General features: G+C 68.8%; 7 protein-coding genes and 4 pseudogenes. 7 read left to right on the forward strand and 4 right to left on the reverse strand.

Annotated elements, in window-relative coordinates; all coding sequences use genetic code 11:
- Positions 1-186: 186 nt before the first annotated feature.
- The 4 genes and pseudogenes from ACFQE0_RS22150 to ACFQE0_RS22165 all read right to left on the reverse strand — a co-directional run bounded on the left by ACFQE0_RS22150 (position 187) and on the right by ACFQE0_RS22165 (position 7934).
- A pseudogene (locus ACFQE0_RS22150) lies at positions 187-3034 on the reverse strand (bifunctional transaldolase/phosoglucose isomerase).
- Positions 3035-3203: 169 nt separating this feature from the next.
- Entirely contained in the window at positions 3204-5279 is a 2076-nt protein-coding gene (gene tkt / locus ACFQE0_RS22155) for a transketolase (protein WP_378973485.1), read from the reverse strand.
- Between the two features lie 21 nt (positions 5280-5300).
- Positions 5301-7159, reverse strand: a pseudogene (locus ACFQE0_RS22160) (glycoside hydrolase family 15 protein).
- An 88-nt stretch (positions 7160-7247) separates the two neighbouring features.
- Positions 7248-7934, reverse strand: coding sequence for a hypothetical protein (locus ACFQE0_RS22165; protein WP_378973487.1), 687 nt, complete (start codon positions 7932-7934; stop codon positions 7248-7250).
- Between the two features lie 197 nt (positions 7935-8131).
- Between ACFQE0_RS22165 and ACFQE0_RS22170 the strand changes: the two are divergent.
- The 7 genes and pseudogenes from ACFQE0_RS22170 to ACFQE0_RS22200 all read left to right on the forward strand — a co-directional run bounded on the left by ACFQE0_RS22170 (position 8132) and on the right by ACFQE0_RS22200 (position 14964).
- Positions 8132-8718: pseudogene (locus ACFQE0_RS22170) on the forward strand (ANTAR domain-containing response regulator).
- The gene (locus ACFQE0_RS22175; protein WP_378973489.1) at positions 8715-9704 is read left to right on the forward strand and encodes a CmpA/NrtA family ABC transporter substrate-binding protein; all 990 of its coding nucleotides are present in this window, start codon (positions 8715-8717) and stop codon (positions 9702-9704) included. The pseudogene ACFQE0_RS22170 and the gene ACFQE0_RS22175 overlap by 4 nt, the downstream one beginning before the upstream one ends.
- Before the next feature lie 151 nt (positions 9705-9855).
- The gene (locus tag ACFQE0_RS22180; protein ID WP_378973491.1) at positions 9856-10005 is read left to right on the forward strand and encodes a hypothetical protein; all 150 of its coding nucleotides are present in this window, start codon (positions 9856-9858) and stop codon (positions 10003-10005) included.
- A 291-nt stretch (positions 10006-10296) separates the two neighbouring features.
- On the forward strand, positions 10297-11565 hold the full coding sequence (locus ACFQE0_RS22185) for an NAD(P)/FAD-dependent oxidoreductase (RefSeq protein ID WP_378973493.1): 1269 nt from the start codon (positions 10297-10299) through the stop codon (positions 11563-11565).
- Between the two features lie 10 nt (positions 11566-11575).
- Complete coding sequence (locus ACFQE0_RS22190; protein WP_378973495.1) at positions 11576-13363, forward strand: NirA family protein; 1788 nt, start codon at positions 11576-11578, stop codon at positions 13361-13363.
- Complete coding sequence (locus ACFQE0_RS22195) at positions 13360-13623, forward strand: hypothetical protein (protein ID WP_378975767.1); 264 nt, start codon at positions 13360-13362, stop codon at positions 13621-13623. The genes ACFQE0_RS22190 and ACFQE0_RS22195 overlap by 4 nt, the downstream gene beginning before the upstream one ends.
- Positions 13566-14964: pseudogene (locus ACFQE0_RS22200) on the forward strand (sulfite reductase subunit alpha). Before ACFQE0_RS22195 ends, ACFQE0_RS22200 begins: the two are co-directional and overlap by 58 nt.
- Positions 14965-15003 lie beyond the last annotated feature (39 nt).

Genomic DNA, 15003 nt, shown 5'->3' on the forward strand with positions numbered 1-15003 from the left:
CGCGTGGGCTCCGTGTAAGGGGTCTTCGCGGTCACGGGAGGTGCCCGAGACAACCCCGTCATTGCGAGCGGAGCGAAGCCATCCAGCAGCGCCCCGGCCGAAAATGTCCCGCCGCCCTGGATCGCTTCGCTGCGCTCGCGATGACGGCGGAGGGTGTGTCGGCCGGGGAAAGCCCCCGGCCGCGAGTCACGCCACCGCGGCCTTCAGCGCCGCTGCGATCCGGGCCAGTCCGGCTTGCGTCTGACCGGCCTTGAGATGGACCCGGAGCGCCCGTCGCCCACGCTCGGCCAGCACGGCGAAATCGCCCCGCGCCTGAGCAGCGACCACCGTCGAGAACCCGAGCGAACGGCCGGGGATCGGCAGATCCTTGCTGGCATCGCCGGTGATCTGCAGGAACACGCCGGTGTTCGGTCCGCCCTTGTAGGCTTGGCCCGTCGAGTGGAGGAAACGTGGCCCGAATTCGAGGCAGGTCGCGTATCGCTTCGCGTCGCGGATCGCGAGCCGCGCCTCCTGAAGTACGGCGTGGTTGGCCTCGTTGCGGGGGATGTATGCGAGGAGGGCGACGTAATCGTCCTGCCGCGCCCGCGCGAGATGGGCCCTGATGGCGACGTCGAGCCCGTCCCGCGCCTGCGGCAGGGCCTCGGCATTCTTCGGATCGGCGTAGAGGGCCAGCACTTCGTCTTCGAAGAGCGGCGTCTCCGAGGGGAGGGCACCGCTCTTTTCCGCCTCGGCGAAGAGCTTCTTCGTCTCGATCTTGCTCGCCTCCACGTCCGGCTGATCGAACGGATTGATCTCCAGGACCGCCCCGGCCACCGCCGTGGCGATCTCCAGTCGGTAGAATTCCTGCGGCAACTGCTCGACGCCATCGAGGCCGATCCGGGCGATCGGGTGCCCATCCTTCTCCAGAGCGGAGAGGGCGGCGTCCTGGGCGGCGTCGGCTTGGCTGTCGAGGCGCAGGTACAGGAAGAACCGGTCGTGCCCGTAGACGGCCGGGACGCCCGCGGGCTCCCCGTCCACCGGGATCAGGCCCTGGCCGACCTTGCCGGTCGATTCGGCGATGAGCTGCTCGGCCCAGGCGCCGAAGCTCGCGATGCCGGGGGAGGCGATCACCGTCACCTTGTCCCGGCCCTTCAGCGCCGCCGTGCCCATGGCGGTGCCGAGAAGCACGCCGGGATTGTTGTGCGGCGGCACGGCCGGGCCGCAGGAGCGGACCATGATCCGCGCCCGGTCGAGCAGATCCTTGACGTCGAGGCCCATGGCGGCGGCGGGCACGAGGCCGAAGGCCGAGAGCACCGAATAACGCCCGCCGATCTGCTTCTTGCCGTAGAAGATTTTTTGAAGTTCTGGGCCTGAGCAGCCCGCTCCATATCCGAGCCGGGGTCGGTGACGGCCACGAAATGGTCGCCGACCTTCTCGCCGATGGTCTGCTTCACCCGGTCGTAGAAGTAATCGCGAAAAACGTTCGGCTCCAAGGTCGAGCCCGACTTCGAGGAGACGATGAACAGCGTCTTGGCGAGGTCGATCTCGGCTTCGACCGCGCGCACCTCGTCCGGATGGGTCGAATCGAGGATGCGCAACGCCGGATAACCCGGACGCTGACCGTAGGTCAGGCTCAACACCTCCGGGCCGAGGCTCGACCCGCCCATGCCGAGCACCACGGCATGGGTGAACCCCTCACCCTTCACCCAATCGGCGAAGGCGGCGTAGTCGGCGGCCTTCTCGAGTTCCTCCTCCACGATGTGGAGCCAGCCGAGCCAGCTCGCCTCGTCGGCGCCGGTCCAGACCGTGGCGTCCTTGGCCCAGAGGCGGCGGATCGCGCCGCTGGCGCGCCACGCCTCCACGGCCTTGGCCGCATCGGCGCTCAGGATATCGCAGAGGGCGAGCGCCTGTGGGTCGAGGCGGGCGCCGAGGAGGGCGACGCGCTTGCCTGCCACCGCGCCGAGCAGGTTGTCGGCAGCGTCGATGAAGAGCTGCACGCCCTCCTCGACCAGCTGCCGAGCCACAGCCTCGATGTCGATGCCCGCGCGGGCGAGGCTGTTCATCACCGCCTCGGCCCCGGGCACGTCCTCCTCGATGGTCGCGCGGACCTCGCCGTGGTCGCGGAAGGCGGCCATGGTCGCGGGGGGCATGGTGTTGACGGTGTTCGGGCCGATCAACTCCTCGACGTAGAGCACGTCGGAATAGGCCTTGTTCTTGGTCCCCGTGGAGGCCCAGAGCAGACGCTGCGCCTTCGCGCCCTTTTCGGCCAAAGCCTGCCATTTCGCCTCGGCGAAAATGCGCTTGTAGCGCTGGTAGGCGAGCTTGGCGTTGGCGATCGCCACCTTGCCCTTGAGGGAGCCGAGCGCGATCTTCTCGTCGGGGTCGTTCGCGGCGGCGATCTTCTCGTCGAGCATCTTGTCGACGAGGCTGTCGATGCGGCTGATGAAGAAGCTCGCCACGCTCGCGATGCGCGAGACGTCATGCCCCCCTCGACCCGCTCCTCGAGCCCCGCCACGAAGGCGCGGGCGACGGCCTCGTAGGCCTCCTGAGAGAAGAGCAGCGTGACGTTGATCGAAATGCCTTCGGCGGTGAGTTGCTTGATCGCCGGGATGCCCTCCGGCGTCGCGGGCACCTTCACCATCAGGTTGTCGCGGGCGACGGCCTTGTGCAGGCGGCGGGCCTCGTCGAGCGTCGCCTGCGTGTCGAGGGCGAGGTAGGGGGAGACTTCGAGGCTCACATAGCCGTCGGCGCCGTCGCTCGCCTCGTAGACCGGGCGCAGCACATCGGCGGCGGCCTGGATGTCGGCGATGGCCAGCCCCTCGTAGAGATCGATGACCCGGCTGTCGCCGGTCTCCTGAACGGCCTTCAGGCTGGCATCGTACTCGTCCGAGTGGCCGATGGCCTTCTCGAAGATCGCCGGGTTCGAGGTGACGCCGCGCAGGCCGTCCTCCTCCACGAGCTTCTTCAGCTCACCCTTCTCGATGAACCCTCGGGCGACGAAGTCGAGCCAGACGGCCTGATCCTGTTCTGCGTGCAGGGCCTTGAGCGCGTTCATGTCCGAGCCTCGTGATGTCAGTCGCGACCTGCTCCCTCTCTCACGGAGGGGAGCGTTGCGAAATTCCCGTATCCCCCTCTCCCCTCCTTCGAGGCCCGCCAAGGCCGGCATCTCAGGATGAGGAGAAAGGTCGGGACGGGCGTCGCTCCCGTCCCTGGGGTGAATGTCCTCAGTGCTTGTGCTTGGCCACCTGCGCCTTCGCGGCCTCCAGAACCTTCTCCGGGGTAAACCCGAACTTGGTCAGGAGATCCTTCAGGGGCGCCGAGGCACCGAAGGTGTTCATGCCGATCACCGTGCCCTCCGAGCCCGCATAGCGGTCCCAGCCGATCACGCTGCCCTGCTCGACAGCGACGCGGGCCTTCACGGACGGCGGCAGCACCGAATCGCGGTAGCCCTGGTCCTGACGTTCGAACAGGTCCCACGACGGCATCGAGACCACGCGGGCCTTCACGCCCTCGGCCTTCAGCGCCTCGTAGGCGCCGATGCAGAACTGCACCTCGGAACCGGAGCCCAGCAGGATCACCTCCGGCGTGCCCTCGCAATCGGCCAGCACGTAGGCGCCCTTCGCGGTGCCGGAGGCGGCGCCGTATATCGACCGGTCGAGGGTCGGCAGGGCCTGACGCGACAAGGCGAGCACGGCGGGCTGGTTCTTCAGGGAGAAGATCACCCGGTAGGCTTCCGCCACCTCGTTGGCATCCGCCGGGCGCAGCGTGACGAGGCCCGGAATGCAGCGCAGCGACAGCAACTGCTCCACCGGCTGGTGGGTCGGCCCGTCCTCGCCCACGCCGATCGAGTCGTGGGTGAAAATGTGGAAGACCGGCAGTTCCATCAGCGCGGCAAGCCGCACCGGGGGACGCATGTAATCGGCGAAGACGAGGAAGGTCGCGCCGTAGGCCCGCAGACCCACGAGGCCGAGGCCGTTCACGATCGATCCCATGGCATGCTCGCGCACGCCGAAATGGACGTTGCGCCCGCCCGGGTTGAGCGGGGTCAGCGAGCCCGCACCCTCGAAGGTCAGGTTCGACTTGTTCGACGGGGCGAGGTCGGCCGAGCCGCCGAGCAGGAACGGTACGTGCTGGGCGATGGCGTTGAGCACCTTGCCGGACGATTCGCGGGTGGCGAGACCCTTGGCATCCGCCTCGAAGACCGGGATGTCCTTGTCCCATCCCTCGGGGAGGCGGCCTTCGAGGAAGGCGTCCAGCTGCTCGGCATGGGCGGCGTCGGAGTCCTTCGCCTTGGCGAACAGGCCCTGCCATTCGTCGAAGAGCGCCGCGCCGCGCTTGCCGATGCCGTCCCGGAAATTCTCCTGGACGCCGTCCGGCACGAGGAACTGCGAATCCTCCGGCCAGCCATAGGCGCGCTTTGCGCCCTTCACCTCGTCCTCGCCCAGCGCGTCGGAATGCGCCTTTGAGGTGCCCTGCTTCTTCGGGGCGCCGTAGCCGATCACCGATTTGAGGATGATCAGCGTCGGCCGGTCACGGTTGCTCACGAAGGTGTCGAGGGCGTTCGTGATGGCGTGGATGTCGTTGGCGTCGGCGACGCGCAGCACTTCCCAGCCATAAGACAGGAAGCGGGTGGCGACCTCCTCACCGAAGGCGAGTTCGGTGTGGCCCTCGATGGTGATGGTGTTGTCATCGTAGATCCAGCACAGGTTCGACAGGCGCAGGTGCCCGGCGATGGAGGCGGCCTCCGAGGCGACGCCCTCCATAAGGTCGCCGTCCGAGCACAGGGCGTAGACGTTGTAGTCGAACAGCGGCAGCCCCGGCCGGTTCAGGTGCTTGCCGAGGAAGCGCCCCCCCATCGCCATGCCGACGGAGTTCGCAACACCCTGGCCGAGGGGGCCGGTGGTGGTCTCGACGCCGGTGGTGAAGTGGTATTCCGGGTGGCCCGGCGTACGGCTGTCGATCTGGCGGAAACGCTTGATCTCATCGAGGCTTACGGCCGGGGCGTTGCCGCCGTCCTTCTCCGCCACGTTGGCGAGGTGAAGCAGCGCGTAGAGCAGCATCGAGGCATGGCCGCAGGAGAGCACGAACCGGTCGCGGTTCGGCCAATGCGGGTGCGCCGGGTCGTAGCGCAGGTAGCGGTTCCACAGGGTGTAGGCGACCGGCGCCAGCGCCATCGGGGCGCCGGGATGGCCCGAATTCGCCTTCTGCACCGCGTCGATCGTCAGGGTGCGGATCGTGTTGATGCAGAGCGTGTCGATCTCGGCAAGCTCGGCGCGGGCGGGGGTATCGGCTCCGCTCATGATGTCACGTCGTCCTATTCTCTAGCTCGACCGCTGAGCCGCCTCGCGGCGGTGTACGGCGGGGGGCGCACCGTCAGATTTACCGCCCTGTTTCTCGGCCGGCCCCTCGCCACGGGCATAGCTGAGGAGCGTATTGACGAGGGCCACGTGGGTGAATGCCTGCGGGTAATTACCCACAAGTCGCTCGGCATGCACGTCATACTCCTCGCTGACGAGGCCGAGATCGTTACAGATCCCCAGGAGGCGGTCGATCAAGGCACGGGCTTCTTCTCGCCGCCCGAGGCCGATGAGGTTGTCAGCATACCAATAGGTGCAGGGCAGGAAGGCTCCCTCGTTGCCCGATAAACCGTCCGTCTTCTGGCCCTCGGTCTCGTAGCGCAGGATGAAACCGTTGCGCATCAGCCCCTTGCCGATGGCCTCGACGGTGCCGACCACGCGCGGGTCGTGCTGCGGCAGGAAGCCGGTATGGGCGATGAGGAGCAGGCTCGCATCGAGGGCCTTCGCACCATAGTACTGCACGAAGCTGTTGAGCTCGGGGTCGAACCCCTTCTCGCAGACCTCGGCGTGGATCTCGTCGCGAATCGCCCGCCAGCGCGCAATCTGCTCCCGCGAGGCGCTGCCCACGTTGGCTCCTGCATCCGCAGGGCGCGGTCGAAGGCGACCCAGGCCATCACCTTGGAATGGACGAAGTGGCGGGATCCCCCGCGCACCTCCCAGATGCCCTCGTCCGGCAGGCGCCACGCCTTCTCCAGATGGCCGAGCAGGGCGAGGCCGACGCGGCGCCCGTCCTCGCTCACCGGCAGGCCGCGGGAATGGGCTTGGTAGAGGGCGTCGAACAACTCGCCGTAGACATCGAGCTGGAACTGAGCCGCAGCGGCGTTGCCGATGCGGACCGGCCTCGAATTCTCGTAGCCCGGCAGCCAATCGAGGGTGATCTCGGGCAGCAGGCGCTCGCCCGCGATGCCGTACAGGATGTGCGCCTGCTCCGGGTTGCCCGCCACCGCGCGCAGCAGCCAGTTCAGCCACGCGCGGGCCTCTTCGATATAGCCTCCGTCCATCAAGGCGATGAGCGTGAGCGTCGAATCCCGAAGCCAGCAGAACCGGTAATCCCAGTTGCGCTCGCCGCCGAGCCCTTCCGGCAGGGAGGCGGTGGGTGCCGCGACGATGCCGCCGGTCGGCTGGTAGATCAGCGTCTTGAGGGTCAGGAGCGAGCGCTGAAGCAGCCCGTCCCAGGGCGTTCCTCCCACGCACCGCTTCGACCAGTTGCGCCACGCGCGGTCGGTATCCGCCAGCATCTGCCGGGGCTCGATCGGCGGTGGGTCGGGCTCGTGCGAGGCGCCGTAGCTCAGGACGAAGCGGCGGTGCTCGCCCGCATGGATCGTGAACTCCCCGAGCGTCGTCTGGCGGTCGGTGCCGTGCAGGGGCACGTCGGTCCGCATCACGACCTTGTGTGGCCCGGAGATCGCCCGCAGGTCCCCCAGTTCCGAGTGCGAGACCCAGGGCACGGCGGAGCCGTAGTCGAACCGGACCGCCAGTTCGCTGCGCATGGCCACCCGGCCGTGGAGGCCCTGGACGAGGCGCACGAGATGCGGCCCGTCGCCGGTCGGCATGAAATCCGTGACGAGGACTTCGCCCTGGCGGGTCTTGTGCCGCGTCTCAAGGACGAGGCTGCCCTCGCGATAGGCCCAGGACGTCTCGACGTGGTCGGCCTCCGGGCGGATCTCCCAGAAGCCGTGCTCGTGGGTGCCGAGAAGGGCGGTGAACAGCGCGGCGGCATCGAAGCGCGGCCAGCATAGCCAATCGACGCTGCCACGGCGGCTTACCAGCGCGGCCGTGCGACCGTCGCCAAGCAGCGCGTAATCCTCGATTCGTTCGGCCATCAGGCCCGTCCCCCGTCCGCTCAGCGCGAACTAGGCTGATGCGGCGCCGGGTCCAGGGGGCGCTTGCCGCAGCGCGGTATCGGCTCCGTTAGAACAGCCGGTCGCCGAGGACGCCGATGGAGCCCTTCACCACCGCCTGGGAGCCTCGCAGCAGATCACCCGCGCCGCCGGAAATCTGCTCGACCCTCGAGCCGACCTCGCGGGCGACCGGCACCACCACCTCGACCACGGATTCCGCGAAGGGCAGGGCACTCGGGACCTGGGAGGGCGACGCCTCCTCGGAGGCGGTGCGCGCCGGCTGGAACGGATCCTCGGCCGGAGCGTGGTCCGGCACCGTCCCTTCCGTGCAGCGGCGGCCGGGGCAGGTGCGACGGATGGACGAGGAAGTCGCGACCTTGCGCGCGGGCCGGGGCGCGGCAGCGGCGGCATTGGCCGAATGAGCGGGCAGGGCCGAGGTCGTCACCGGATCGGCGACCAGCGGATAGATCTCCGAGAAGGCGATCACGGCCGGGGGCCGGGCGGGCAGCTCGGCGGCGGGCGAGGCCGGGGCGGTCATGGCGAGGCTCGCCCCGCCCGAGGCCGGGATCATCCGCGCCGTCGGTGCCGGAGCGGGCGCATCGCCTTTGGTGCAGTAGACGGAGGCGGCCGCCAGGAAGGCGATGGTGAACAGGGTCGGCACGAAGGGCATCGTCACTCGCCCGCCGCCATCGGCCAGGGCAGGCCTTTCCTGTGACCGGCAGGGCAGCGCCACCGAATTGCGATCAGGCCCGCGCATCCGCTTTTCGACCCTCTCTGTCGTCTCAGGGACACAGGAAGCAGCCGCATTGCGGCAGAAGCTAGACCGAAAGGTTACGTGGCGGTAACCGGGCGGAGATCGGGGAAACCTTGGCCGGAGGCACATCCCTTGCTTACGCCAGTACGGTCCTGCACCGGCGGGATCCGGGCGGAGCGCCCGTCCCTGAACACGCCGCGATGACCGAATCGAGCCTCACCGTCGCCGTGATCGATCCCAGCCAGGCCCGCGCCGCGATCCTTGAGGAAGGACTCCGCGCGGCCGGGATCGGGCGGATCGTCGTCCTGCCGGATTCCGCCGACCTCCACGAGCGGGTGAGTGCCCTGAAGCCCGATGTCGTGGTGATCCACCTGGAAAGCCCGAGCCGGGACATCCTGGAGCAGATGTCGGCGGTGACCCGCCACGCCGAGCGGCCGGTGGCGATGTTCGTGGACCGCTCGGACAGCACCATGATGGAGGCCGCCGTCGATGCAGGCATCTCGGCTTACGTGGTCGACGGCCTGAGGGCGGAGCGGATCAAGTCGATCATCGACATCGCGATCCTGCGCTTCAACGCCTTCGCCCGGCTCCAGCGTGAGCTTTCGGAAGCGAAGGGGAACTCGCCGACCGAAAGCTCATCGAGCGGGCAAAGGGCATCCTGATGAACCTGAAGGGCCTCTCGGAGGAGGAGGCCTACCGGCAGTTGCGGCGCAAGGCCATGAACGAGAAGCGCAAGATCGCGGACATCGCCCGCGCCATCGTCACTACGGCGGATTTGCTCGGATGAGGCTCCGGATCGGCTACGTCCCGCTCTGCGATGCGGCGCCCGTGATTCTGGCGCGGGAACTCGGCTATGCCCGCGATGAGGGGATCGACCTCGACCTCTCGGCGGAGCCCTCCTGGGCGACCCTGCGCGACCGGCTGGCGCTCGGCCATCTCGACGGCGCCCATATGCTGGCGCCCCTGGCGCTCGCCAGTGCGCTCGGCCTGTCGGGGCCGCCCTCGGACCTGACAATCGCCCTGCCGCTGAGCCTCAACGGCAACGCGATCACCTTCTCGAACGCGCTGAGCGAAGCCGTGCGCGACGAGGGCGGGGAGGGTGAGGATTGGCGCACCATCGCCCGGGCCTTCGCGCGTGTCGCGGCGGCGCGACGCACGGCGGGCAAGCCGGTGACGATCGGCATCGTCCACCCCTTCTCGTGTCATGCCTATCAGGTCCGCCTGTTCGCGCAGGCCGGTGGGCTCGACCCGGCGGCCCTGCGCCATGTGGTCGTGCCGCCGCAACACGGCGTCGAAGCTCTGTCTCGCGGATTGGTCGATGGGTTCTGCGCGGGCGCGCCCTGGAACGGGGTCGCCCTGGCGGCGGGTGTCGGGCGGGTCGTCGTCCTCGGAAGCGAGATCGCCCCGGACGCGCCGGAGAAGGTTCTTGCCATTTCGGCCCGGGTCGGGGAGGCGGGGGCACCCCTGGTTCGGGCGATCGCGCGGGCAGGTCTCTGGTGCGCCGACCCCGATCATCGCGGCGAACTCGTTCATCATCTCCAGCGCCGCGCCCGGGTAGACCCGGAACTCGGCGGCGTCGCACGCGCCTTCGAGCAGAGCGCGGAGGACGAGACAGGCCGCTGGCTGGGGCATTTGCGCCTCGGCGGGGAGGCGCAGGTTGCGTCGCCCGAACGGCTCGCATGGCTGCTCCGGCAGATGCACGCGGCAGGGCAGATCGAGGACGGCTTCGCCTGGGAGGCTGCGGCGCGGGCGCTCTATAGACTTGAACCGTAAGTGGCCCGGCGTCCCGCGCCCACCTGCTGCCTTGGCCATGCGCTCGGCGCGTGGAACACGCTCAGGGTTGAGCCGTTGAGCAGCTACCATGCCCGGTTGCCGCAAATTCGACGCAGCGTCGCTCCCGCCAGCCCCGCCCCAAAGGGTGGAGTTGCAACGCTACGTCCGCACCGGACGCCGCGCCCCCCGACCTGCCAACGACAACCGCCGCCTGAGCGCGCCTAGTGGCTGGTATTGGGTCGTCGTGGTCGGCGCCATGCCGACTGTCGGCCTGCTCGTAGCCCTGTCGGCACTCCTTTAAGCTTTCCCCGCCCCGATCATTCGATGCGCTGACGCCTGCGTCGGCAGCCGCCTGCCTTTTGTGCAGCGCCGCGGCATGGTGCCTGGATCTCGCGTCCCGGTGGCATCTGGCACGATCCCTGCAAAGCATCTCGCGTCCGTCAACGGCGACGGACAGCGCCGTCAGCGAGGCCGCTGATCCGGTTCTCCTGGGGCCCCTGACCGGCTGTCCTGGGACGATGTCCGGCAGCGGCTTTTTCGTGGGCGGTCCGCCGACGATCCCTGGATTCGAGGTTCGAGACGCGACCGATCGATGTCGACATACCTTTTGGACACCGCGATGCCGGAGGCGCGGGGCACGGATGGGGAGACGCGCGAGCGGCTCGTCGTCGTGGGCAATGGCATGGCATCGCTGCGCTTCCTGGAGCGCCTGACCGAAGCCTGCCCCGGCCGATACGACATCGCCTGCGTGGGCGCTGAGCCCCAGGCCGCCTATAACCGCGTGCTCCTCTCCTCGCTGCTCGGCGGCGAGATCGACGAGGCGGCGACCGCCTTCCGTGGGCTCGACTGGTACGAGGCTCACGGCATTCGCCTGATCACCGGCGCGCCGGTCACAACCATCGACCGTGAGAACGGTCTGGCCATCGTGGGCGAAACCCACATCCTTCCCTTCGACAAAATGGTCCTCGCCATCGGCTCCCAGCCGATCCGCCTGCCGAAGCCCGGCATGGACCTGCCCGGCGTCATCACCTTTCGCGATCTCGCCGACGTGGCGGCGATCCGCCGGGCGGCCGTGCAGCATGCCAAGGCCATCGTCATCGGCGGTGGCCTGCTCGGGCTCGAAGCTGCCGCAGGGCTCGCCCGGCTCGGCATCGACACAACGCTGCTCCACGTCATGGACCGGCTGATGGAGCGCCAGCTCGATCACGAGGCCGCCGGGCTCGTGAAGCGGGCCATGGAGGAGCGCGGCATCAAGGTGCTCCTGGGTGCCGACACTGCTGCGGTCGAGGGCGATGGCAGGGTCGAGCGTCTTCGCCTCGCGGACGGCACCGTCCTTCCCGCCGACTTGGTGGTGATGTCGGTCGGCGTGCGGCCTTCCGTGGCGCTGGCCCAGGAGGCGGGCCTTGCGATCGGCCGTGGCATCCTCGTCGACGACGCGATGACGACCTCGGACCCGCGCATCTTCGCGCTGGGCGAATGCGCCGAGCACCGGGGCCTCGTCTACGGCCTCGTGGAGCCCGCCTACGAGCAGGCCGACACCCTGGCCCGCCACTTCTCCGGGCAGCAGGCCGCCTATCTGGGCACCCACCTCGCCACCAGCCTCAAGGTCTCGGGCCTTCCGGTCTTCTCGGCCGGGATCGTGGACACTCCGGCGGATGCGGAGGCGGTCATCCTCTCCGATCCCGGCGCTGGCCTCTACCGCAAGCTGTTGCTGCGGGATGGCCGTCTCGTCGGCGCGGTCTTCGTCGGCGACATCGCCGAGCAGGCGGCCTGCAAGACTCTGATCCGCTCCGGCGAGCCCGCCGGGGACGTGGATGACCTGATGTTCGGGCGCCCCGCGCCCCAGCCACTCGCAGCGTAAGGAGGCCAGCATGGCGGAAGAATTCAACGCCGAGCAGCGGCGCTACCTCGAAGGCTTCGCGGCGGGCATCGGTGCCGCGCGGATGACCGGCGGCCTCGCGAGCGGACCGGCCGCCGCGCCCGCTGCCGAGCCCACCGGCCCGGATGCGATTCACATCAAGGCGCAGGACGCGACCGTGAAGGCGGGCGGCAAGCTCGTCGATCAGGAGAAATGGAAGCGCGCCGAGAGCCCGTTCGATGGCCACAACCGGCTCAAGGCAGAGGCGGCGCAGGGCAAGGCGCCCAAGCCCGAGGACAATTTCCGCTGGCGCTACCATGGGATGTTCTGGGTCGCACCCAACCAGGTGAGCTACATGTGCCGCCTGCGCATCCCGAACGGGGTGCTGCACCACTGGCAGTTCGCGGGCGTCGCCGACCTCGCCGACGCCCATGGCGGCGGCTATGTCCACGTCACCACCCGCGCCAACCTTCAGGTCCGTGAGATCACCCCCGAGCACGCGCAGCCCTTCCTCGACGGGCTCGCCGATATCGGCCTCGGGGCGCAGGGGGCGGGCGCCGACAACATCCGCAACGTCACCGGTTCGCCCACGGCGGGCATTGACGGGCAGGAAATCCTCGACACGCGGCCACTCGCCAAGTCGTGGAACAACTGGATCATCAACGACCGCTCGCTCTACGGCCTGCCGCGCAAGTTCAACGTCGCCTTCGACGGCGGCGGGGTGATGCCGGTGCTGGAGGAGACGAACGATGTCGGCTTCCAGGCCGTCGAGGTGCTGGAGGGGGCCTCCGTCGCCCCGGGCGTCTGGATGCGCCTCGTCCTCGGCGGCATCTCGGGGCACCGGGATCTCGCCCGCGACACGGGCGTGGTGCTGAAGCCGGAGGAGTGCAATCAGGTCGCGGACGCGATCATCCGCGTCTTCATCGAGAATGGCGACCGGACGAACCGCAACAAGGCGCGGATGAAGTACGTCCTCGATGCCTGGGGCTTCGACAAGTACCTCGCCGCCGTCGAGGAGAAGCTCGGCCGCAAGCTGGAGCGGGTCGATCCCGCCCATATCGCGCCGCGAAAAGCCACGAACCGCTACAGCCATGTCGGCGTGCATCCGCAGAAGCAGGAAGGCCTGAACTGGGTCGGCGTCGTACTCCCCGTCGGCAAGATGCTGAGCGACGAGGTGCGGGCGCTGGCGAAGATCGCCCAGGAATGCGGCGATGGGCAGATCCGCCTGACCGTCTGGCAGAACTTCATCTTTTCCGGTGTGCCGGACGCCAAGGTCGCCGAGGTCGAGGAGCGCGTCGTCGCCCTCGGCCTCTCGATCAAGGCCGAGGGCATCCGGGCGGGTCTCGTGGCCTGCACCGGGGCGCGGGGCTGCAAGTTCGCCGCCTCCGACACGAAGGGCCACGCCATGCTCATCGCCGAGCATGTCGAGCGCACGGTGACCGAGCTCGACGTGCCGGTGAACGTCCACCTCACCGGCTGCCACCATAGCTGCGCCCAGCATTACATCGGCGATATCGGCCTGATCGGCGCGAAGGTCGTCGTCTCGGAGGAGGGCGACACTGTCGAGGGCTACGACATCGTGGTCGGCGGCGGCTTCGCCGAGACCCCGAAGATCGGCACCGAGATCTGGAAGGCCGTGAAGGCCGAGGACGCGCCGCTTCGCGTCGAGGCGCTGCTGCGCACCTACCTCGCAGGCCGCCAGGGCAAGGACGAGACCTTCCAAGCATTCACCGCCCGCACCGGACCGGAGGCCCTGCGCGCCGCCGCCGAAACCGTGCCCGCTCTGAGGGAAGCCGCATGACCCAGCACGTCGCTCCTCCTCTCGTTCTCATTCCCGAGACCGCCCCGTTCAATGACGACCAGCGGGCGTGGCTCTCGGGCTACTTCGCGGCCCTCCTCGGCCCGGCCATCGAGGGCGCCACTGCGCTGGCGCCGGGTGAAATGCCCGGCGGCGAGTCCAAAAACTCGCCGACAACGACGACGCGCCCTGGCACGATCCGTCCATGCCGTTGCCCGACCGGATGGAGATGGCCAAGGACCGGCCGGAGCCGCAGAAGCTAATGGCCGCCATGGCTCAGCAGGATTGCGGCCAGTGCGGCTACAATTGCGCCGACTATGCCAACGCGATCTTCCTGAAGAACGAAGCGCGACTGAACCTCTGCCAGCCCGGCGGCAAGGAGACGTTGCGGATGCTCAAGAAGCTGGACGAGGAGTTCGGCGCCTCCGGGGGCGCCGCGCCCGCCGCCCCCGCTCCGGCCGCCGAGGCGAAGGAGCCGGAACTCGGGCCGCTCGGCTATTGCCGCGAGAACCCGGTGGAGGCACTGTTCCTGTCCCGCCGCCGCCTCAACGATCCGGGTGGTGAGAAGGAGACGTGGCACGTCGAGATCGGCCTCGATGGCACGCCGATCGAGTACGTGGTCGGCGATTCCCTCGGCCTGTTCCCGGCCAACGCTCCGGCGCTGGTCGATGCGGTGATCGCCGAACTCGGCGCCCGCCCGGAGCGGGTGATCGGCGGCAAGACCCTGCGGGAGCGGCTGCTCGCCGACTATTCCCTCGGCGCCGCGCCGGACAACCTTTACCAACTCCTCTCGCTCCTCACCTCCGGCGAGGCGCGCAAGAAGGCGCAGGCACTGGCCTCCGGTGAGGATCCGGATGGGGACGCCGCCTATCTCGACGTGCTCGGTGCCCTGCACAAGTTCCGGGCGGCGCGGCCCGACGCGGAGGTCTTTCTCGAGGCGCTGGATGAACTCCAGCCCCGGCTCTACTCGATCTCGTCCTCGCCCAAGATGGATGTCGGCCGCGTGTCGCTCACGGTCGATGCGGTGCGCTACAACCATCGCTCGCGGCTTCGGCTCGGCGTCGCCTCGACCCATCTCGGTGAGCGTCTGCCCGAGCAGACCAAGGTGAAGGTCTACCTGCAGAAGGCCCACGGTTTCGGTTTGCCGGAGGATCTGTCGAAGGACGTGATCATGTGCGGCCCCGGCACCGGGATCGCGCCGTTCCGGGCCTTCCTGCGCGAGCGCGCGGCGACCGGGGCGCCCGGCCGGAACTGGCTGTTCTACGGCCACCAGAAGCAGGCGAGCGACTTCTTCTACAAGGACGAGCCTGAACAAGCTGAAGGACGACAAGGTGCTCACCCGCCTGTCGCTCGCGTGGTCGCGCGACGGCAAGGAGAAGACCTACGTCCAGGACCGGATGCGCGAGAACGGCGCCGAGTTGTGGAAGTGGCTCGAAGGCGGCGCGCATTTCTACGTCTGCGGCGATGCCAAGCGCATGGCCAAGGACGTGGAGCGCGCGATCATCGACGTCGCCGCCCAGTACGGCGGCAAGAGTGCCGAGGACGCGGTGGCCTACCTCGCCGGGCTGAAGAAAGCCGGTCGCTATCAGGCCGACGTGTACTGACGAGTATCCCCTCTCCCCGTCTGCGGGGAGAGGGGCGCA

The organism is Methylobacterium komagatae, assembly GCF_042661665.1.
GTDB lineage: Bacteria > Pseudomonadota > Alphaproteobacteria > Rhizobiales > Beijerinckiaceae > Methylobacterium > Methylobacterium komagatae.

Excerpts from the sequence above, each read along its gene's own strand:
- ACFQE0_RS22185 (WP_378973493.1), top strand. The coding sequence starts at position 10,297 with ATGTCGACATACCTTTTGGACACCGCGATGCCGGAGGCGCGGGGCACG.
- tkt (WP_378973485.1), bottom strand. The coding sequence starts at position 5,279 with ATGAGCGGAGCCGATACCCCCGCCCGCGCCGAGCTTGCCGAGATCGAC.
- ACFQE0_RS22175 (WP_378973489.1), top strand. The coding sequence starts at position 8,715 with ATGAGGCTCCGGATCGGCTACGTCCCGCTCTGCGATGCGGCGCCCGTG.
- ACFQE0_RS22165 (WP_378973487.1), bottom strand. The coding sequence starts at position 7,934 with ATGCGCGGGCCTGATCGCAATTCGGTGGCGCTGCCCTGCCGGTCACAG.
- ACFQE0_RS22190 (WP_378973495.1), top strand. The coding sequence starts at position 11,576 with ATGGCGGAAGAATTCAACGCCGAGCAGCGGCGCTACCTCGAAGGCTTC.
- ACFQE0_RS22195 (WP_378975767.1), top strand. The coding sequence starts at position 13,360 with ATGACCCAGCACGTCGCTCCTCCTCTCGTTCTCATTCCCGAGACCGCC.